Origin of the sequence: Mediterraneibacter torques, assembly GCF_044591705.1 — a bacterium.
Lineage (GTDB): Bacteria > Bacillota > Clostridia > Lachnospirales > Lachnospiraceae > Mediterraneibacter > Mediterraneibacter torques.
The window spans coordinates 65,333-86,564 of sequence record NZ_CP172594.1; the positions used below are offsets into that span (position 1 = coordinate 65,333).

Sequence of the window (21,232 nt, forward strand, 5' to 3'; positions counted from 1 at the left end):
AAATAGAATAAACATATTGCACAAAAGAAGTCCGGGCAATAGGCAAAAACTATCATAAATTACAAATCGGTTGCTAAAAAGTGCAAATAACTGAAATGTAAAGTGCGATATCATAAGAAAATAGGAATAGTGGGCAACTATAGTAACTAGAAAAAGAGGGAAATGTATGAGAAAGAGAATGAAAACAGTAAGAGGCTTGTGGGCAGGTCTGCTTGCGGCGGCAGTTGTACTTACATCGGCTGCACCGTCGGCGTTGACCGTACAGGCAGAGGAAGCTGACGCAGTGCAGACTGCAGAAGTTTCAGGGGTGGAATATCAGATCTACCCGACTCCCCATGAGATGACTTATCAGGATGGGGGATTCGACATCGGAGAAGTGAATATTGTTTACGAAAACGGTGTTGATGATGTGACAAAGAATCGAATGACAGAAGTTCTTTCGATCAAAGGCAAGAGTGAGAGCGCTGCTGTTACCAATGCAAAAGTTGACGGCAAGACGAATATCCTTGCAGGTATCTACGGCTCCGACGGATATGTAGATAAATATGTGAAGGAGCATTACACAGTAGATAAATCTTTGTTTGACCATCACGGTTCCTATTTCCTCGCATCTAATAAGGGTGAGATCGTAATCCTCGGATTAGATACAGATGCGGTATTTTACGGCATCACATCTTTGAAGCATATCTTCAATCAGATGGACGGAACTACGATCCGCAACTTTGAGATGAGAGATTATGCAGATGTAAATATCCGTGGATTTATCGAAGGATATTACGGACTTCCGTGGTCGAATGAGGACAGAATGTCTCTTATGAGATTCGGCGGAGATTATAAGATGACGTCTTATATCTTTGCTCCGAAAGACGATGAGTATCACAAAGGAAAATGGCGTGATTTATATCCGGAAGAAGAACTGGCAAAGATCAAGGAAATGGTAAAAGTCGGAAACGATTCTAAGTGCCGTTTCGTTTGGACAGCCCACCCGTTTATGGGAGGATTTAATCAGGCGCAGGCAGATCAGGAGATTCAGGCGCTTCTGCGCAAATTTGATCAGTTGTACGATGCAGGCGTGCGTCAGTTCGGAGTACTCGGCGACGACGTCGGAAGCCTTCCGAGAACGATCGTGATCAACATGATGACAAAAGTATCCGAGTGGGCAAAAAAGAAAGGCGATGTATATGACACAGTATTCTGTCCGGCAGGATATAACCATTCATGGCAGTCAGGCGGTACAGGCGGCAATTATGCAGAGCTGAACGAGTATGACAAAGGATTCCCGGAAGATATCAAGATCTTCTGGACAGGAGAAGCAGTATGTAAACCGATCGAGCAGGTAACGCTTGATCACTTCAGAACTCATAGAACGACAGACGGTCAGAAACGTCGTGCCCCGCTATTCTGGCTCAACTGGCCTGTAAACGACATTAATCACGGACGTCTTATGATGGGTAAAGGTGTGCAGCTTAAAACAGATGTAAATCCGGAAGATCTTGCGGGAGCGGTGACAAACCCGATGCAGGAATCAGAAGTATCGAAACCGGCGATCTTCGCAGTTGCGGATTATAGCTGGAATATCGCAGGATTTAATATGGATAAGAGCTGGGCGGATTCATTTGCGTATATTGATGAAAATGCATCTGAAGAGCTTCATACACTTGCGAAACATATGTCTAACCCGGAACCGAACGGACATGGACTTGTATTGCCGGAGTCAGAAGAAATTCAGGGTCTGATCAATACTTATAAAACACAGCTTGCAGCAGGAAACGTAGAAGAAGCAACAACAACGCAGCTTGTGGCAGAGATGACAACAATCATTGAAGCTTGCGACGGTTTCCATGCAAAGAGCAAAAACGAGGCAATGAAAGCGGAAATCCTTCCGTTTACAAACTCTTTGAAAGATCTCTGTACGGCAATCCGTTCTTTTGCACAGGCACAGGATGCAATGCAGAAAAATGATATGCAGAGCGCGTTTGATCTGTATATGGCAGGTTCGGGAAGTTATGCGACCTCCCAGACATATACAAAAGAGATGTACAATGCGTCTCCGGCAGTTGTAACTCCGGGATCGACCCATTTGATCCCTCTGGCAAAAACATTGGAAGCGGCATTGTCAGATCCGATGAACGATTATGTGGCAGGCGATGTTGAAAGACCGTTGAAAATTACGGCAGAGGCAAGCTTTCAGACATGGCAGAGCGGAAAACCGGCAGATATTATTGACGGCAACAGCGGTACGTATGCATGGTACAACGGAGCAGAAGGTGTCGGACAGTATTATCAGGTGAACTTCAGCAAACCGACGACTATTTACGGCGTACATATCGAAAACGGCGCAGGAAAAGAGAAACCGGACGATACATTCGGATACGCAAAACTGAAATATCAGGCAGAAGGTTCTGATGAGTGGAAAGAATTAGAAAACGGAAAAGAATACGGACCATATGCTGCGAAAGTTGATGTGGCAGGACTTGAAATCGAGAACGTTACGGCAGTTCGTTATGAGTGCTCGAGAGTGGGAGGATCTGGTAAATGGCCTTCTATGCGTGAGTTCAAAGTAGACTTGCAGCCCGGAGCGGCAGATACGTTTACAAAAGAAGTGATCCGTACAACAGAAGGTTGGACTGTTTACAATAATGGAAACGAAAATAATGCAATCGACGGTGATGAAGGCACAAGCGTACATTACAATGTAAGACAGGGAGATCCTACAAACGGTGACTCTATGATCGCAGGTGATTATTTCGGAGTGAAGCTGTCCGAGAAGATCACACTTGGAAAGATCAAGATTGTCCAGGGTAATAATGATACACATGCAGATTATATGCAGAACTGTGATCTGGAGTGGTCGGTTGACGGTCAGAAATGGACAAAGATTGCAACATTTGAAAACAAACGCACGATAGAGATCGATGTATCTGACAAAGATATTCAGGCACAGTATGTTCGTATCAAGAATAATGCGACACAGAAAAACTGGTTTGCGATCAGAGAATTTGACGTTGACTCTAAAGTATGGTTTAACTCGAAAGTTTACACAAACGTAGACGCTTACAAAGAATACAGAGCAAATCTGTTGGATGAAAGCGCTGAAATCGAAGCTAAGAATGATATTACTTTAAAGAAAGATCAGTATATCGGCTTAAAATTAGACCGCATTCATGAGATTAAAGATATTCAGAAGAATCTTGAAAATGCAGACAAGCTTACCCTTGAAACATCTCTCAATGCATATGAGTGGACAACATATGATGCAAAGAAACCGGGAGATGCAAGATATATCAGACTGATCAACAAGACGAATGATGATGTGAAATTCAATTTGAAACAATTCGTTGTAAATACGGTAGAGTTCAAAGAAAAATCACTGCATTCAAAAAGCGGAAATTATACGATCACAGATCCTGAGAAAGCGTTCGACGGAAACAGAGCAACAGAGGCTGTTTATCAGACATCACAGAACGAAGGCGTTTGGTTCGTATACGATCTCGGACAGACAATCCACTTCGATAAGTTCAAAGCTGTCTGCGAGGATAGCGAGCATGACTATATCAGACATGGTAAATTCTCTGTATCTACAGACGGAGAGACATGGGAAGAAATCATGACTCTCGGTTCACAGGATGGACCAAATAACGGAGAAGCGAATGATACTGATGAGATCGGAGCGGTGCTTCCGAATCATGAAACTTCTTATAATACAAAAGAAGCAACAAACATTAACAAAGATGCACGTTACCTGAAATTCGAGGTAACAAGAACAAAAGTCGGTTCTGACAAGTGGGTTCGCTTCAGCGAGCTTGAGATCAATGACGGAGCGTATGTTCCGAGTGAAAACGATCCGACATATGAAAGCTCATGTCTCGATACACAAAACGGAAAATTCTCTTATATGTCAGATATGAATCTTGCGACATCATTTGTTCCGGCAGAAAAGAGCGGAAACCTTGTTTATCATGTATCAGAGAAGAATGACCGCAATAAGATTAAGATTGTTCAGAGAGCAGATTCGATTTCAAATGCAACTGTAAGTGTGAGAACATTAGCAGAAGCAGATACATGGAAACCTGTCGGAACACTGGGCAAGACAGTGAATGAGTTTGTTCTTCCGAATGAGACAGTGCTTCTTGATGTGAAAATTGAGTGGTCAGATGCTAAGGTCGGCATTATAGAGATGTTCCTTTCAAAAACAGATGCTCCGACACCGGAAGAGAAAGTTTGGACAGTGACACTTGACGGAAAAGAAGTAAAAGTAAAAGACGGAGAAAAACTGACAAAACCGGCAGACCCGACAAAAGAAGGATATAAATTCCTCGGATGGTTTGTAGGAGATAAGGAGTTTAACTTCGATACACCGATCACAGAAGAACTGAACGGTATTAAGATCGAAGCTCGTTTTGAGAAAATCGACGAACCGACACCGGAAGAGAAATTTTGGACAGTGACGCTTGACGGAAACGAAGTGAAAGTAAAAGACGGAGAAAAACTGACAAAACCGGCAGATCCGACAAAAGAGGGATACAAATTCCTCGGATGGTTTGTAGGAGATAAAGAGTTTAACTTCGATACACCGATCACAGAAGAACTGAACGGTATTAAGATCGAAGCTCGTTTTGAGAAGATCGACACACCGACACCGGGTGAGAAAGAATGGACAGTGACACTTAACGGAAAAGAAGTCAAAGTAAAAGACGGAGAAAAACTGACAAAACCGGCAGACCCGACAAAAGAGGGATACAAATTCCTCGGATGGTTTGTGGGAGATAAGAAGTTTGACTTCGATACACCAATCACAAAAGAACTGAACGGTATTAAGATTGAGGCTCGTTTTGAGAAAATAAAAGATGAGCCACAGCAGCCGAACAAAGGCGGAGCAGTTCAGACAGGTGATACAACAAACATAGCGCTGTGGATTGCATGTCTTGGTATAGCAGGCGCTGCAGTTGCTGTAACTCTTAGATCACGCAGAAAACGTTCTTAATGAAACGGTTGTTTTGATTGACGAACGGTGATCAGTTATAAAAAGTAAAATACAGATTTTTCTGCCGGCGGGATTTATCCTGCCGGCAGTTTTGCAGTGTAGATTAAAGATAAAACAATAGAATATGGAACGTAAGAAATGTTTTCAAAAAAGCTATAAAAAATGAGCTTTAAAAAATCGTAAAAAACTGTAAAAAATTTTAGTAAAAAAATTGACAGAATAAGAAAAAAAGACTTGCAATTATAAAAGTTATATGATAATATTAAAAACGGTTCTGCTACAGAACTAGAAAACAATGGCCCCGTGGTCAAGCGGTTAAGACATCGCCCTTTCACGGCGGTAACACGGGTTCGATTCCCGTCGGGGTCATTTATCATTCGGACAACAGAAGTATTGTTGCGAAAAGAATGATAAAACTATGCATATTATTTTACTATGTGTAGTATATATATGAATAAGGCGCAGTAGCCAAGTGGTAAGGCGTGGGTCTGCAACACCCTGATTCACCGGTTCAAATCCGGTCTGCGCCTCTTGAGAGATCCCGAAAGACTAATGTTTTTCGGGATTCTTTTTTGCAAAAGGCGAGCGGCACAACTGTCTTGTCATTTGTAAACTCAAGTGTTATAATGAGCATCACGACAGAAACAAAGGCGTATGGATTTCATGCGGGAAAGGGTATACGAATGACGATTAGAGAAGAGATCGAACAGTTGAAGAAGGAAAAAAACGCGGTCATACTGGCGCATTATTATGTAAGACCGGAAGTTCAGGAAATTGCAGATTATATCGGCGATTCTTTTTACCTGAGCAAGGTGGCAGTAGAGTTGGAGGAGCAGACGATTGTGTTCTGCGGCGTTTCGTTTATGGGCGAAAGTGCGAAAGTGCTGAATCCTCAGAAGACGGTTCTTATGCCGGATGCAAAAGCGGACTGTGCGATGGCGCATATGGCAGATGAGGAGACGATCCGTGCGATGCGGAAGAAGTATGATGATCTTGCGGTTGTCTGCTATATTAATTCAACGGCAGAACTGAAAAGATTATCGGATGTATGCGTAACTTCGGCAAATGCGGTTCGGATTGTAAAGGCACTTCCTAACAAAAACATTTTCTTTATTCCGGATAGAAATCTGGCGCATTTTGTGGCGGAGCAGACGCCGGAGAAGAATTTTGTATACAACGAAGGATATTGTCCGATTCACGAGACGGTAAAAATAGAGGAATTAAAGCAGGCGAAAGCGGAGCATCCGGAAGCGGAAGTGCTGACGCATCCTGAATGTCCGAAGTCGCTTCTTGATCTTTCGGATTATATCGGAAGCACGTCCGGCATTATTGATCGTGTGGGAAAGAGCGACGCTGAGGAATTTATCATCTGCACGGAAAACGGTGTGAGATATGAGCTTGAAAAAAGATATCCGAATAAAAAGTTCTATTTTACAAAAACAGAACCGGTCTGTGAAGATATGAAAATGATCACTCTGGAAAAGATCGCTCATGTTTTGAGAACAGGTGAAAATGAAGTTCAGATGGACGAAGCTCTTCGTGCCGAATCAAAGAAACCGTTGGAAAAGATGCTTGATCTGGCAAAATAACAGGTGAAAATGAAAGATATAATTAAGGAATAGTAAGGTAAGATTAGGGGCGCTAAGGGAAGTGGATATGGAAAAAATAAAAGAAAAACAAGATCAGGTCGATGTGGTCATTGTCGGAACAGGAGTCGCAGGATTATTTGCGGCATTGAATCTGCCGCGTGATTTTAAAATTATGATGATTACCAAAGCGGATCTGGAGAGCAGCGATTCATTTTTGGCACAGGGCGGAATCTGCGTTTTGCGCGATGAAAGTGATTATGACAGTTATTTTGAAGATACGATGCGTGCGGGGCATTATGAGAACCGAAAAGAATCGGTCGATATTATGATCCGCAGTTCGCAGGAGATCATCAGGGAACTGATCGGGTACGGCGTTGAATTTGAACGCAGGACAGAGCATAGTGATGATGTCATCGGTGACAGTGATATTTCTCGTACATATGAGTATACAAGAGAAGGGGCGCATTCAAGTCCGAGGATTTTATTTCATGAGGATATTACAGGAAAAGAAATTACGGGAAAACTTTTGGCGCGGGTGAAAGAGCTTGACAATGTAGAGATTTTTGAATATACGACAATGACGGATATTATAGAGGAAGGCGGAGTATGCAGAGGCGTTGTCATGCAGGAACAAGACGGAACGAGCCGGGCAGTTCGCTCAGCGTATACGATCGTTGCAAGCGGCGGAATCGGAGGATTGTACCGTCATTCCACAAATTTTCCGCATTTGACGGGAGATGCTCTTGAAATTGCGAAAAAACACGGAATCAGACTGGAACATACCGATTATGTTCAGATTCATCCGACAACGCTTTATTCTAAGAAGCCGGGGCGGAGATTTCTGATTTCGGAATCAGTGCGGGGAGAAGGAGCTGTTCTGCTTGATAAAGAGGGAAATCGTTTTGTAAATGAATTGCTTCCGCGGGATGTCGTTACAAAAGCGATTCGCGAACAGATGGAAAAAGACGGAACAGATCATGTGTGGCTGTCTATGGAGAATATAGGAACAGAGTCGATATTGAGTCATTTTCCGAATATATACAGACGTTGTAAAGAAGAAGGGTACGATGTGACGAAAGAGCCGATTCCGGTTGTTCCGGCTCAGCATTATTTTATGGGAGGCATCTGGGTGGACAGCGATAGTCAGACTTCTATGGAACGGTTATTTGCGGCAGGAGAGACGAGCTGCAACGGAGTTCACGGAGCAAATCGTCTGGCAAGCAATTCTTTGCTGGAAAGCCTTGTGTTCGCAAAAAGGGCGGCGCAGAAGATCGGAAGAGAAAAAACGGATACCGCCGCAAAGCAGGCGGGAGAGAACGAAAAAAGGAGTGGAAACGTGAATAAAATTACAATGAAATTACAGGCCGATCATTTGATCATGGAGGCATTAAAAGAAGATATTTCAAGTGAAGATGTCAGTACAAACGCAGTGATGAAAGAAGCCGTTCCGGGAGAGGTTGACCTGATCTGCAAAGAGGACGGGATTATTGCTGGACTGGACGTATTTTCAAGGGTGTTTGAACTTTTAGATGAAAATACGAAAACAGAGCTTTACTGTAAGGACGGAGATGAGGTAAAATCAGGACAGCTTATGGGAAAGGTGAAGGGCGATATCAGAGTGCTTCTTTCCGGCGAGCGTGTGGCTCTTAATTATCTGCAAAGAATGAGCGGGATCGCAACATATACACATTCTGTGGCAAAACTTCTGGAAGGTACGAAAACGAAACTTTTAGATACGAGGAAAACGACGCCGAATATGCGTGTTTTTGAGAAGTATGCAGTTACGACAGGCGGCGGATATAATCACAGATATAATCTGTCGGACGGAGTTTTGCTGAAGGATAATCACATCGGAGCGGCAGGAGGAGTTGCACAGGCTGTAAAAATGGCGAAGGAATATGCGCCGTTTGTCCGCAAGATTGAGATTGAAGTGGAAACTCTCGACATGGTAAAAGAGGCTGTAGAGGCAGGCGCAGATATTATCATGCTTGATAATATGACGACAGAAGAAATGCAGGAAGCAATCAGAATCATTGACGGAAGAGCTGAAACGGAATGTTCGGGAAATGTAACGAAAGAGAATATTGCACGTCTGACAGGTCTTGGCGTTGATTATATTTCAAGCGGAGCTTTAACACATTCTTCTCCGATACTTGACATTTCGATGAAAAACCTGCATCCTGTTAAGGAGGATGTCAGATGACAGGCTCTGACAGAAGAAAACAGATTGTAGATCAGATCAGAAACAGCACGACGCCTGTTGCGGGGAAAGTTTTGGCGGCGGCATATGACGTAAGCCGTCAGGTGATCGTGCAGGACATAGCGCTTATACGGGCAGCCGGATATGATATCATCTCTACGAACAGGGGATATATTATCAATGAGCCGGCAGCAGTAAGCCGTGTGTTCAAAGTGAAGCATACAGATGCGCAGGTTGAAGAAGAGCTGACAGAGATCATCGATCTGGGCGGGATCGTGCGCAATGTGATGGTCAACCACAGAGTTTACGGGCATATGGAAGCTGAGATCAACATTACATCCCGCAGAAAAGTGACGGAATTTATGGATGATATTCAGAACGGAAAGTCGAGTCCGCTGAAAAATATTACTTCGGATTATCATTACCATAAAGTAGAAGCTGACAGTGAAGAGACATTGGATCTGATTGAGGATATGTTGAGAAATAAGGGATTTCTTGTGGAGGATCGCGGTTAGATCATTGAAAGCGAATACGGGCAGAGGTTGGAAGATGAAAGAAATTTTTGAGTTGCTGAAACAAGTTTTAAACAGAGAATTTATCCGTGCGGTGCTCAGCAATCCGAGGACGAAGGACGGCGTCGTGAAAGCGAAAGTCCGTCCTCTTGAGAAAAACGGCGATTTCATGTTTCAGGTAGAAAAGTTTACGAAGACGCAGGCGTTTCATGAAAACATAAACTGCAAAGATGCAGCGGAAATACTGGCAGGTCATATGGAAAATTTCCGGCAGATGCAGATCGAGACTGTTCAGGCGGAATATACGGTTCTTGTGAGCAAGAAAGGAAAAATTTCGATCAAGCGGAAAAACCGAAAAAGCGCGGCGCCTCCGGCAGAGCTTTCACATGACAGGAAGAAACGCTATATATTAGAAGAAGGAACTTTTGTTCCGTTTTTAAATGATCTCGGAGTTATGACAGAAGAAGGGAAGATCGTTCGGACGAAAACGGATAAGTTTCGCCAGATCAACCGTTTTCTTGAATTTATAGAAGATATCCTTCCACAGCTTGACAAAGGACGTGAATTGACAATTCTCGATTTCGGCTGTGGAAAATCATACCTTACGTTTGCGATGTATTATTATTTGAAAGAACTGAAAGGGTTTGACATTCATGTGATCGGACTCGATCTGAAGGAAGATGTGATTCGCCGGTGTAGCGGACTTGCAAAAAAATATGGGTATGAGAAACTGCATTTTCTCGTAGGAGATATTGCGGATTATGAAGGAGTGAACGAGGTGGATGTCGTCGTGACGCTTCATGCATGTGATACGGCGACAGATTATGCGCTTGCAAAAGCGATCGGTTGGAATGCCAAAGTTATATTATCGGTTCCGTGCTGTCAGCACGAAGTGAACGGACAATTCGCGAAAGCGGATAAGACGCAGTGTTATGACGGATGTCTGGATCCGATCATGGATTACGGACTTTTGAGGGAGAGGTTTGCGGCGCTTGTGACGGACGGATTGAGAGCAAAATATTTAGAAGCTGCGGGATATGATACGCAGGTACTTGAGTTTATCGATATGGAGCACACTCCGAAAAATATTTTGCTTCGGGCGGTCAGAGCGGATGAGAAAAGAGTTACGAAAAAAAGCGCGGGAACAGCGATTGAAAAATGTGAACGTTTTTTGCAGATAGAGCCGACGTTGGGGAGATTGTTGGCAGATAAAGGGGAGAATTACAAAGAATGAAGAAAAAAATAATGAAAGCAGGTATTTTGATCGTTGTTTTTTGTGCCGCGGTCATTATTTCAAGCCTTGTGATCAACAAAGATGTGTCGGATGAGGCCGCCGACATGGGGGCTGCATCTCTGCCTGAGATTTCTTTTTATGTCGGAGAAACAGAAGTGAATCCGCTTTTTGGTTATGTAAACAAGATGGAGATACCTGCTGTACGTGATACGATCACTCCGCTTAAAAGCGACGGTTCATTGACTGTAAAAGTAGAAAAATACGGAAATAAGATCGATAAACTTAAATATGAGGTATATTCGCTTGACGGAACGAAGAAACATGCAGAAGGCAAAGCGGATATAGTGAAAGAAACTTCGCAGGCAGAACTGGACTTGAAAGGGATCTTGTCATCGGAAGAGCCGGAGGCTGTTTTGAAAGTGACGCTTGATACGCCGCTGTCTCAAAACGGAAAGACGGCGGGATATTATACCCGCATTGTACGACCGAAAGAAGTCACGACTGATCAGTGCCTTGCATTTGCAAAAGATTTTCATACAAAAGCGTTGAATAAAGAAGCGACAGAGGAACTTACGGCATATTTAGAGCCGGATGAAAAGAGCGATAATACGACATATCAAACGGTAAATATTCATTCAGATATTACGCATATACAATGGGGAGATATGAAGCCCTCCGTGATCGGAGATGTGGAGTGGGATATAAAAGAAAGTAATACGGTATATACTTCTATACTCGCAAAATATAAAGTTTCCTGTACGGACGAAGAGGGAGCGGAAAGCATCTATAACGTGAAAGAGTTTTTCCGGGTGAGATTTCTCGTAGATACGATCTATTTGCTCGACTATAACCGGAATATGGAACAAGTATTTGACGGAAGAGAAAGTGATTTTGATGAAAACGGAATCATACTTGGCATTATTCCGAAGGATATTTCCTATGAGATCAATAAAGACCAGACTTCCGCCGCGTTTGTGCAGGCCGGTGAATTATGGCTGTATGAGTCGAAAAAAGGAAATCTGACAAAAGTATTTTCCATGCCAGATCAGGAAGGCAGAGATACGCGGGGAGAGAATGATCAGCATGCGGTGCGTGTGATCGGCATTGATAATAAAAATAATATTACGTTTGCCGTTTACGGGTATATGGCGCGCGGCAGCCACGAAGGCGAGGTCGGCGTCGGCATTTATTATTATGATGCGGCTGAAAATAAGATTGAGGAAAAGGCATTTATTACAAGTACGAAATCGTTTGCCATCGCAGAAGATGAGCTTGGTAAGATGGTATATTATAATCAGAGTACTTCCCTTTTGCACGTTCTTGCAGACGGAACTTTATATCGGATCGATCTGAAGAAAGATGAGAAGAAAGTGCTTGCGGAGAATCTTACTGACGAACGGTATGCCGTTTCAGATGACGGTCATCTTATGGTGTATCAGACCGGAGGGAAAACAGATAAGTCCGCGACGCTTCATATAATGAACTTAAAGAGCGGAGAGGATTATACGATCAAAGCGGAAGATGGGGAAAACCTGCGCCCTCTTGGGTTTATCAACGGAGATTTTATATATGGAAAGGTAAATCCTGCCGATACAGGGATCACGGTATCAGGCGAAGAGATCACACCGATGTACGAAGTGCAGATCAGAAACTCTAAGAATAAAGAAGCTGCGCAGTATAATTTCACAGAACAAAGTATTTATACGACGGATGTGCTCATCGACGGGAATCTGCTGACTTTTAACCGCGTTATAAAAGACGGAGAAACATATAATTCCACAAAGCAGGAATATGTTACGAACAATGAGGAACGTAAAGAGTCGAAGATTGTTTTTGAAACATATGTATCGGAAAACACAGGAAAACAGATGCGTTTTACATTTGCGGACGGAGTGAAAAAGAAACAAAAACAGAATGAAAAACCGATATATCAGCCGGGCAAAAAAACGCTGACGATTGAGCTGAAAGGGAAAGAGAAAGAAGAAAAATATTATGTTTACGGCATGGGAGAACTGGCGGCTGTCTATAACAAAGCAGGGTATGCGGTTCAAAAGGCAGAGCAGGTTTCGGGAGTTGTAATTTCTTCCGAGCAAAAATATGTATGGGAGAAAGGAAACCGGGATCTTGTTTATTCAACAGAAGCAGGTAAGTTTCAATGTGAAGAAGGAGAAAGTTCTCTTGATGCGTGTGAGCGTTATATGGAACAGTATCATGCACAGCGGCTTGATCTGACAGGCTGTTCTCTCGATCAGATGTTATATGTGATCAATCGCGGGTGTCCGATGATCGCGATATTGGAATCGGCACATGCGGTGCTTTTGACAGGATATACGATGACGGATATCACATATGTAGATCCGAGTACAGGAGAATCATATACAGTCGGCATGAGCGAAATGGAAAATATGACAGAAGCAGGCGGAAACACATTTATCGGATACATCAGATGATAAAAGGAGAACTTTCCTCAGGAAGTTGATTGGCGCGGCACATACCGGAAAGGTAAATATAAGTGATAAAAAATATCCGTGGGATGCGAAAAACGTATCTCACGGATATTTTTTGTATCGTATGTTAGCAGCGCTTCAGATGTTTGGCCGCAATAAGCGCGGAGTGCGTTTTGCGAATGAGTTTTGCGAATGACGCAAGCTGAACTGCCGCATGCTTTAGAATATTTTATGATATGGAAGGTTTAAATAAAACCCCTTTATATTTATTCAGTGCTGTGTACAGTATCATTCCGAGAACTCCGCAGGAGATCACTTCCCCCAGACCTACTGTCAGCATCATAAACGGGATCGGAAGAGGAACTGCATAACCGTATTTTAAAATAAACGGAACGATGAGCGCGTTTGCGATGATCGGAGGAACCGGCGCTAAATATTTGCTTTTATTGCGAAGCTGCCATGTAAATAAAGCTCCGATCAATGTGGCGATGCTTCCGAAAATAATATCCGGCAAGATTGCTCCGCCTAATATGTTGCTGATAAGACATCCTAAAAATACTCCGGGAATTCCCGCAGGTGTGATTGCGGGCAGAATTGTCAGCGCTTCCGAAAAGCGGATCTGCACTTCTCCGAATGCAAAAGATGCGCCGAGCATAGTCAGTACGACGTAGATTGCGGCGATCATCGCCGCCTGTGCCATGAAAAGCACTTTGCTTTGTTGAGTTGTTTTCATTTTTCAATTCTCCTTTAGTTTTGTTTTACGTGTGGAAGGTCACGAACACACGATTCATTTTCCGCGAAACAATGAGCCATGTGGAGGTGCTTGCACATCCATTTGGCGAATGTCGCGAGAGTCAAATACCGCAGGTATTTGGCTTACGCCGGAAATCGGCGAAACCCTTGTAAGACCTTATTTTTCGGGTTTTTGTAACGTGGGTTAGTATAGCACGGAGAGCGTTGGAATTCAAGCTGTCCCCAGCATTCTGTTAGTTAATTTTCCAATCATCAGCATCTAATGTAAAAGAGGTATCAAAAGTGCATACCATTGGTAGAATTAATAAAAGCATATATAGTTGTATAACCGAAGATATCGTAACGGATGAAGTTATTATTACAGATAATCAGCTTCAGCATATTTTGGATAGACACCCAGAAGTATATAAAGAAGTTACAGATTATTTGAATGATATCATATCTGCCCCGGATTTTATTATTAAAGATAAACATAAAAATACAGGGCTTGTGGTTAAAAGGATAAAAACAAAAGAGGAATATGCTCAAATGGTGTTGCGAATTTGCGCATCGTAAGATAATGCTGGATATAAAAATTCGGTTATATCTTGTTGGGAAATAAGTGAAAAACGTTTACAGAATTACCTCAGAAATAAAGAAATCCTTTACAAAAAGGAATAAATACTATATACTTTAGATACAATAAATAAGAAGTTGTTCGAGGTGGTAAAATTCGTTGCAACCACGCACCCATTGGGTCAAAAGAGATGCAGGAGAGGCGACGCCTGCCGAGTAACTTCTTATTTTGTAAATATCGACGATTCACCATCAGCCAGTTTGGTTGGTGGTATTTTTATATTCAGAAAGTAGGAAATGCCATGAAAGCAGTATGCGTTAAAAGTTATTATGACAAGTAGCTGAAGAGGAAAGTCACAGTTGGAGATGAACTGAAACTGACAGAAGAGCGGTTTAAAGAGCTGACCTCGGAAAGTAACGGCGCAAAGATAGTGCTTGTAAAAGCAAGGGCTGAGAAAAGGGCGGTTGTAAAGAAAGGATAAGGTGTAGTTAAAAGCAGATCTTTTGTCGGCGACAACGAAAGAACATGCGGCGGTTCTTGATGACGTAAACTGGATGATGGTGGCATCAGCCTCCGCATTGGCGGCTGTGCTGTTAATCCTGGTCAGTATTGCTTGTTTGCTGGAGACACCGAAAAACAATAATTCAGAGGGTGAGTAACATCGTCCCTTTTTTAATTCCATAGGTAGGGTGGAAAAAATTTTTGGAAAGCCTCTTGACAATTACGCGTAACAATAATATATTATGCGTAACGCGTAACATATGGAGGTGAGAAGAATCGCGGAGAAAAGTAGAGCCGATTACATGAAAGCCAGACGCGAGAAACAAAAAACATTTAGTGTTGCTGTGGATAGAGAAAAAATGTTGAGATTTGAGAAAAAAATATCTGAACAAGGAAAAACAAAATCCGAATGGCTTAATGAAAAAATCGACGAAGAACTAAAAAATAAGAAGTACTCGTAATTCCATCAAGACTACCGAGTACTTCAACTAAGAAGTTTCCTTCTGTAAATACTATAATGTAGAATGAGACTTCTTTCAAGACGAATTTTAAAACGAGAATTTTTATTATGCAGAAATTAATGATTTTTGAAGGTCATTAATTTAGGTCATACTGTTTCCGAAAGGAGTCGATGAAAATGGAAATAGGTTCTGTAATTCTTTTAGGAGGTATTTTTCTAGTCGTAATTTATAGGAGCGGTTTATCAAAAGAATTTAAAGAGAATAATTTAGAATTTTATGATTTAAAAAAATGGTCCTCTTTAAAAACGGCAAGTTGGCTAATATTTTTGGACTGGAAATACCTGAAGATATATAAAGATTTAAAAACTTGGGGAAAAGAAGAATTAAGAGTTACCAAAGCGTTATGTCAAAAGAAAATTCCACAAAGAAATATAAGGAGTGAAGCAATTCCTGTCGTAGCGATAATCATAAGCTGTGGCTCTGTATTTATTTCAATATTAGGAATAGTATTTGGCACATTATCGGAAAATCAAATCATGCAGGAGATGGCAGAAAGTGAGATTCGTTTTGATGAATATGCAGTGATATTTATCTTAATAATTGGTTTGGCTACTATTTTATGGTTTATATCAACAATACAATACATTGTTGGCAACAAATATAAATCGCTTTTATATATGTGTGAAAGTATTTTAGAAGCCAAAGAAAATACAATGATAGAATAGTATAAATAACGATAAAAAGAACATCTATCAGAAATTGTACCGCCCCCAAAAAAACTTAGACCTAAAAGGACGTTATTATGAAGTCCTTGCCCATCAACTTTCCGAGGTGAATCTTTTCGTTAGTGCCATCAATCCCAAACTTTGGAATGTTCATTCTGGCATTGCTGACATTCGTATTTACGTTTATCAGATAGTGCTTTAAGGCATAGAAAACCACCCTCTAAACTTTGACCGGTTTCAGGGTGGTGATTCTATTACAATCTTGTCGAGGTCAACCCCCTTGTGGGCGGTTGTTCCTTTTATGTCTTTAATATAGTATATCCATCAGAGCGATACAAGGGCTATTCAGATTTTACTATAGAAAGTCGGTACGTTTTGTGGTGATCTTCAGAAGGGAGATTCTTAAAGACCTCTTCGTCTATAATCAGATTTGTCCAATCATTCGTCAATATTTTCCCATCAAATAGAGTTACTCTTATGAAATCTGGTAATTTATAAATATCGTCAGTAGTATACTGTCGTTTTGGAGTGGGAATAGTAACACATCCTTTCATGGTGATAGTGTTGCCGGATCATTCTTTAGGAATCGGTCGTGCAAAGTTATTGAAATGTAAAAAAAGAAATGATACGCTGTGTACATTGAAGGTATTTATATGATGACAAACAAGTGCGGGGAAACATTTTTATAATGTTTTCTGTCTGAGTAAAGTGAAAGGAATGGATGGATTTATGGAAATTGTGGCGGCGATTGATTCGTTTAAAGGGAGTATGACTTCGGTACAGGCGGGAAAAGCCGCCGCAAAGGGAATTCATAAAGTTGATCCTGAAGCAAAAGTGCATGTCAGACCGCTGGCAGACGGAGGCGAGGGGACAGTGGAAGCGTTGGTGTCCGGTATGAACGGAACGATACGGAAAGTTTCTGTAACCGGACCGATCGGAAAAACGGTTGTGTGCGAGTATGGTGTGATCGAGAATACAGATGGAAAAACAGGAGAGAAAACAGAAGAGAAAACAGCGGTCATTGAGATTGCGAAAGCGGCAGGGCTGACTCTTCTTTCAGAGGAAGAACGAAATCCGTTGTATACGACAACTTACGGTGTGGGAGAAGTGATAAAAGACGCTGTGCGAAACGGATGCAGAAAATTTATTGTCGGGATCGGAGGAAGCGCGACAAACGACGGGGGAGCAGGAATGCTTCAGGCTTTGGGTTTTGGCCTGCTGAAGGAAAACGGGGAACAGATTCCGATTGGGGCAAGGGGTCTGGAAGAACTGGCGGAGATTACAGATGATAACGTGATCCCTGAACTTGCGGAATGTAAATTCAAGATTGCCTGTGACGTAACGAACGTATTGTGCGGAGAGACAGGAGCAAGCGCTGTGTACGGTCCGCAGAAAGGCGCGGATGAAGAGATGACCGAAAGGTTAGATCGTCTTCTCTTTTCTTATGCGTCTTTGGTGAAGAAAAAGATTCCGAAAGCAGATTCTATGTATCCGGGTACGGGGGCGGCAGGCGGTTTGGGATTTGCATTTCTTACATTTATGGATGCACAGTTGGAATCCGGTATCCAGATTGTAATAAAAGAAACAGGCTTGGAGCAGGAAATTGCAAAGGCTGATCTTGTGATTACCGGGGAAGGGCGTATGGACGGACAGACCGCTATGGGAAAAGCGCCGATCGGGATTGCAAAGATTGCGAAGAAATATGGAAAACCGGTCATTGCATTTGCCGGGGCTGCTGCGCGTGACGCCGGAGCATGCAATGAGCAGGGGATCGATGCATTCTTTCCGATATTAAGAGAGGCGGTTTCTCTTGAAGCGGCAATGAAGCGGGAAAATGCGGAGGCAAATATGGAAGCGGCAGTTGAGCAGGCATACCGTTTGTGGAGATTATGACCGGCTGTGCATAAAAGAAAATTTCGTAAAATGCTCGGGTCTTTTGCGGTGTTTGTGATATAGCAGCCTGTCAGGAGGGCGGATTTACAAAAACAGAAGCATTATGTTAAAATGATAAAAATAAAAGGACAGGAGAGATATTTTGCATAGTTTAAAACCTGTCAAATCTAAATATGTGGAGAAAAAGTATGAAGTGGATGATCGCGTCAGATATACATGGTTCGGCTGTGTATTGTGGACAGATGCTTGAGGCGTATCGAAGAGAAAAAGCGGACAGACTCCTTCTTTTAGGAGATCTTTTATATCATGGGCCCCGCAATGATCTGCCGAAAGGCTACGCCCCGAAAGAAGTGATACGGATGTTGAATGAAGTCAAGGAGGAACTGCTCTGTGTGAGGGGAAACTGTGAAGCCGATGTAGACCAGATGGTTTTAGAGTTTCCGGTCATGGCAGATTATTGTGTACTGCAGCTTGAGGATACAGGCGTGGTTTTTGCATCCCACGGACATGTGCACAATCCTCAGTGTATGCCTCCGCTGAAGAACGGAGATATTTTGCTGAACGGGCATACGCATGTGCCTGCCTGTGAGAAAATAGCGGATGAGAACGGAAATGAGTATATGTATCTGAACCCGGGATCGGTTTCGATTCCGAAAGAAGGTTCTTCCCACAGCTATATGGTTTATGAAAAGGGAACATTTACGTGGAAAAATATGAGTGGGGAGGTATACAGAGAATGGAAGAAAGATTCGCGCTTTTAATTGATGCGGATAATGTGTCCGCAAAATATATTAAACCGATCTTAGATGAACTGTCGAAATATGGAAATGTAACATATAAAAGGATCTACGGAGACTGGACCCGTCCGAACAGCGCGGGGTGGAAGGAAGAACTTTTGCAGAACTCTATCACTCCGATCCAGCAGTTTAGTTATACTTACGGAAAAAATGCAACTGACTCGGCAATGATCATTGACGCTATGGATATGCTGTATGCGAGCGAACTCGAGGGGTTCTGTCTTGTTTCAAGCGACAGCGATTTTACAAGGCTTGCAAGCAGGCTGCGGGAGAGCGGGAAGCGTGTGATCGGAATGGGAGAGGCGAAAACGCCCCTGCCGTTTCGTAAGGCATGCGAGATCTTTACGGAACTGGAACTTCTTTTGGAAGATAATATGATGGGCGTTTCCGAGAGGGAGGAAAAAACCGTTTTCCATACTGTAAGTGGAAAAGAATCGAAAAAAATGATTTCGGCTACGAAAGAACAAGTGGAAGAAGCGGTCGTTAAGATTATTACGGAGAATAAAAACAATGACAGAGAGACGGGACTTGGCGAAGTCGGGAGCAGGCTTGTCAAGCTATATCCTGATTTTGATGTCCGCCGCTATGGTTATAGTCTTTTGTCCAAATTTTTGGAAACGCTTCCTCGTTTAATGCTCATTCAGGAGGGAACAAAAGTATCTGTAGCGCTCAATGAAGATAAGAGCAGAAAAGAAATGGTAGAAGAATATATTTTGTATCAGATCGAAGCAAGCGGGGAATCAGGAATCCCATTGAGCGCTTTGGGCAATCGGATCAGACTGAAATTCGCGGATTTTAAAGTGAGAGATTATGGTTATTCACAATTTAAGCAATACATTCAAAGCTTTCCGGAAGTGGAACTTCAAGGAGAAGGAGAAAGGACGAAAGCAGTGTATGCGCCGGTCTTGTAACATGACAGGCTTTCGTTTATAATAGCCGTGTAACAAAAGAGTTGATAAAAGCCGATATGCCCCTGCAATATGGGCGGCGTAAAGTTGGGAGTGGAAACAGATGATAAAAGTAAAAGAATACAGAGGTCATATAAGAAACTGGGAAGAACTTTGCGAAAGACTGGATATTCCTCTTGATCTGACAAGGGAAGAGCGTGAGGAACAGATCCTTGTGAAGGCATATGAAACATGGGGAAATGAGATGGCAGATCACATGCACGGGATGTTTGCCTTTGCCCTGTGGGATGAATCGGAAGAGAAACTGTTTTGCTTAAGAGATCAGTTTGGAACAAAACCGTTTTATTATTACGAAACGGCGGACGGAAAACTGCTTTACGGAACAACGATCCGAAAGATTATGGAACAGCCGGGATTTGTAAAAGAATTAAACGAAGAGATGCTTCAGCTTTATTTAAGCCTTACTTATGTGGCGGGCGAAAATACATTTTTCCGCGGTCTGAAAAAGCTGCTTCCGGGTCGGTATCTTGTATGGCAGAACGGAAAGCTTACGATAGAGCGTTATTGGATGCCTCAGTTTCATCCGGACAATAGCCGTACACTGGAGCAGTGGGCAGATGAGATCCATACGACGATAGGCGAGATCATGCCGGAAGTAAAAACAAAAGAAGAGTATGCGGAGTCATTTTTATCAGGCGGCGTCGATTCGTCTTACGTTTTGGCAATGTCGGATGTAGAGACGACAGATTCGTGCGGATATGACGAGGAACGCTTTGACGAATCGGGTCTGGCGAAACAGACGGCTGATATTTTGGGAAGAAAAAATCTTCGATGCCGGATCACTCCGGAGGAATATTTCGCTGTTGTCCCGTATGTGATGTACAATATGGAACAGCCGCTTGGAGACGCGTCGGCGATCGCGTTTGCCATTGCGTGCAGAGAAACCGCAAAGCATACGAAAATCTGTTATTCAGGTGAAGGCGCAGATGAATTTTTCGGCGGATATAATATGTATCGCAACGCAGAAAGATACGGGGAGAATTTAAAGACATTTTATGTCGGAAATACAAATATCATGAAAGAGGATGAGAAGAAGCGGATTTTGAAAAAATACGATCCGGACGTACTTCCGATCGAACTTGCGCGGGGGATTTACGAGGAAACGGAAGGTCTTGATCCTCTGACTAAAATGTCTGATGTAGATATTCAGATCTGGCTTGAAGGCGATATTTATCTCAATGTAGATAAGATGAGTCTGGCAGCGGGACTTGAGATAAGAATGCCGCTGACGGACAGAAGAATTTTTGACATTGCATCAAGAATGCCGTCGGAGTACAAGGTAAATGAAGAACAGAATAAAGTCGCTCTTCGTACAGCGGCTGCAAAAGTGCTTCCGGAAGAAATTGCATTTCGCAAGAAACTCGGATTTATTGTGCCGATTCGTATCTGGATGGCGGATGATCGGTATAATGCGGACGTGAGAAGACTTTTTGCGAGCGATATCGCGGAAAAATTCTTTCATGTTGAAGAGATACGGGCTATTTTTGACGAGTATGTAGGAGGCAATTCGGATAACTGGAGAAAAGTGTGGACAATCTATACTTTCCTCGTATGGTATGAAGAGTATTTTGTGAAAAGATAATGGGGAGAAAGAAAAGAGTTTTATTTTAAG

The 21,232-nt window shown here is 42.6% G+C and carries 14 protein-coding genes, 2 tRNA genes and 1 pseudogene; 16 read left to right on the plus strand and 1 reads right to left on the minus strand.

Annotation, left to right across the window (positions count from 1 at the left end; translation table 11 throughout):
• Nucleotides 1-166 precede the first annotated feature (166 nt).
• The 10 genes and pseudogenes from ACH9UM_RS00230 (at nucleotide 167) to ACH9UM_RS00275 (ending at nucleotide 13,162) form a co-directional block, all read left to right on the plus strand.
• Nucleotides 167-4,984, plus strand: coding sequence for a beta-N-acetylglucosaminidase domain-containing protein (locus tag ACH9UM_RS00230; protein WP_118188734.1), 4,818 nt, complete (start codon nucleotides 167-169; stop codon nucleotides 4,982-4,984).
• A gap of 297 nt (nucleotides 4,985-5,281) precedes the next feature.
• Nucleotides 5,282-5,353, plus strand: a tRNA-Glu gene (locus tag ACH9UM_RS00235).
• An 89-nt stretch (nucleotides 5,354-5,442) separates the two neighbouring features.
• Nucleotides 5,443-5,514, plus strand: a tRNA-Cys gene (locus ACH9UM_RS00240).
• A gap of 153 nt (nucleotides 5,515-5,667) precedes the next feature.
• On the plus strand, nucleotides 5,668-6,573 hold the full coding sequence (gene nadA, locus ACH9UM_RS00245) for a quinolinate synthase NadA (protein WP_044929665.1): 906 nt from the start codon (nucleotides 5,668-5,670) through the stop codon (nucleotides 6,571-6,573).
• A gap of 67 nt (nucleotides 6,574-6,640) precedes the next feature.
• Nucleotides 6,641-7,891, plus strand: a pseudogene (locus tag ACH9UM_RS00250) (L-aspartate oxidase); the annotation flags it as partial.
• Between the two features lie 18 nt (nucleotides 7,892-7,909).
• Entirely contained in the window at nucleotides 7,910-8,776 is an 867-nt protein-coding gene (gene nadC / locus ACH9UM_RS00255) for a carboxylating nicotinate-nucleotide diphosphorylase (RefSeq protein WP_022003078.1), read from the plus strand.
• A complete protein-coding gene (locus ACH9UM_RS00260; protein WP_004846016.1) occupies nucleotides 8,773-9,288 on the plus strand; it encodes a transcription repressor NadR in 516 nt (171 codons plus the stop codon). The genes nadC and ACH9UM_RS00260 overlap by 4 nt, the downstream gene beginning before the upstream one ends.
• Before the next feature lie 34 nt (nucleotides 9,289-9,322).
• The gene (locus tag ACH9UM_RS00265) at nucleotides 9,323-10,519 is read left to right on the plus strand and encodes an SAM-dependent methyltransferase (RefSeq protein WP_004846017.1); all 1,197 of its coding nucleotides are present in this window, start codon (nucleotides 9,323-9,325) and stop codon (nucleotides 10,517-10,519) included.
• The gene (locus ACH9UM_RS00270; RefSeq protein ID WP_004846018.1) at nucleotides 10,516-12,969 is read left to right on the plus strand and encodes a hypothetical protein; all 2,454 of its coding nucleotides are present in this window, start codon (nucleotides 10,516-10,518) and stop codon (nucleotides 12,967-12,969) included. Before ACH9UM_RS00265 ends, ACH9UM_RS00270 begins: the two co-directional genes overlap by 4 nt.
• Nucleotides 12,970-12,994: 25 nt before the next feature.
• Nucleotides 12,995-13,162, plus strand: coding sequence for a hypothetical protein (locus ACH9UM_RS00275; RefSeq protein ID WP_155236655.1), 168 nt, complete (start codon nucleotides 12,995-12,997; stop codon nucleotides 13,160-13,162).
• A 33-nt stretch (nucleotides 13,163-13,195) separates the two neighbouring features.
• Here ACH9UM_RS00275 and ACH9UM_RS00280 read toward each other — a convergent pair whose 3' ends face one another.
• Nucleotides 13,196-13,699 (minus strand): QueT transporter family protein, encoded by a 504-nt coding sequence (locus ACH9UM_RS00280; protein WP_009242512.1) that lies wholly within the window; start codon nucleotides 13,697-13,699, stop codon nucleotides 13,196-13,198.
• Nucleotides 13,700-14,001: 302 nt separating this feature from the next.
• On the opposite strand from ACH9UM_RS00280, the gene ACH9UM_RS00285 reads away from it, so the two are divergent.
• The 6 genes from ACH9UM_RS00285 (at nucleotide 14,002) to asnB (ending at nucleotide 21,202) form a co-directional block, all read left to right on the plus strand.
• Nucleotides 14,002-14,274 carry a PBECR2 nuclease fold domain-containing protein gene (locus ACH9UM_RS00285; protein ID WP_055158703.1) on the plus strand — a complete coding sequence of 91 codons (273 nt, stop codon included), beginning with the start codon at nucleotides 14,002-14,004 and terminating at the stop codon, nucleotides 14,272-14,274.
• Nucleotides 14,275-15,413: 1,139 nt separating this feature from the next.
• The gene (locus ACH9UM_RS00290; RefSeq protein ID WP_400091622.1) at nucleotides 15,414-15,962 is read left to right on the plus strand and encodes a hypothetical protein; all 549 of its coding nucleotides are present in this window, start codon (nucleotides 15,414-15,416) and stop codon (nucleotides 15,960-15,962) included.
• A gap of 729 nt (nucleotides 15,963-16,691) precedes the next feature.
• Nucleotides 16,692-17,855 carry a glycerate kinase gene (locus tag ACH9UM_RS00295; RefSeq protein WP_009320678.1) on the plus strand — a complete coding sequence of 388 codons (1,164 nt, stop codon included), beginning with the start codon at nucleotides 16,692-16,694 and terminating at the stop codon, nucleotides 17,853-17,855.
• 188 nt (nucleotides 17,856-18,043) lie between these two features.
• Nucleotides 18,044-18,616 carry a phosphodiesterase gene (gene yfcE / locus ACH9UM_RS00300; protein WP_009242509.1) on the plus strand — a complete coding sequence of 191 codons (573 nt, stop codon included), beginning with the start codon at nucleotides 18,044-18,046 and terminating at the stop codon, nucleotides 18,614-18,616.
• The gene (locus tag ACH9UM_RS00305; RefSeq protein WP_004846028.1) at nucleotides 18,592-19,563 is read left to right on the plus strand and encodes an NYN domain-containing protein; all 972 of its coding nucleotides are present in this window, start codon (nucleotides 18,592-18,594) and stop codon (nucleotides 19,561-19,563) included. The genes yfcE and ACH9UM_RS00305 overlap by 25 nt, the downstream gene beginning before the upstream one ends.
• 100 nt (nucleotides 19,564-19,663) lie before the next feature.
• Complete coding sequence (gene asnB / locus ACH9UM_RS00310; protein WP_118188609.1) at nucleotides 19,664-21,202, plus strand: asparagine synthase (glutamine-hydrolyzing); 1,539 nt, start codon at nucleotides 19,664-19,666, stop codon at nucleotides 21,200-21,202.
• Nucleotides 21,203-21,232: the final 30 nt, after the last annotated feature.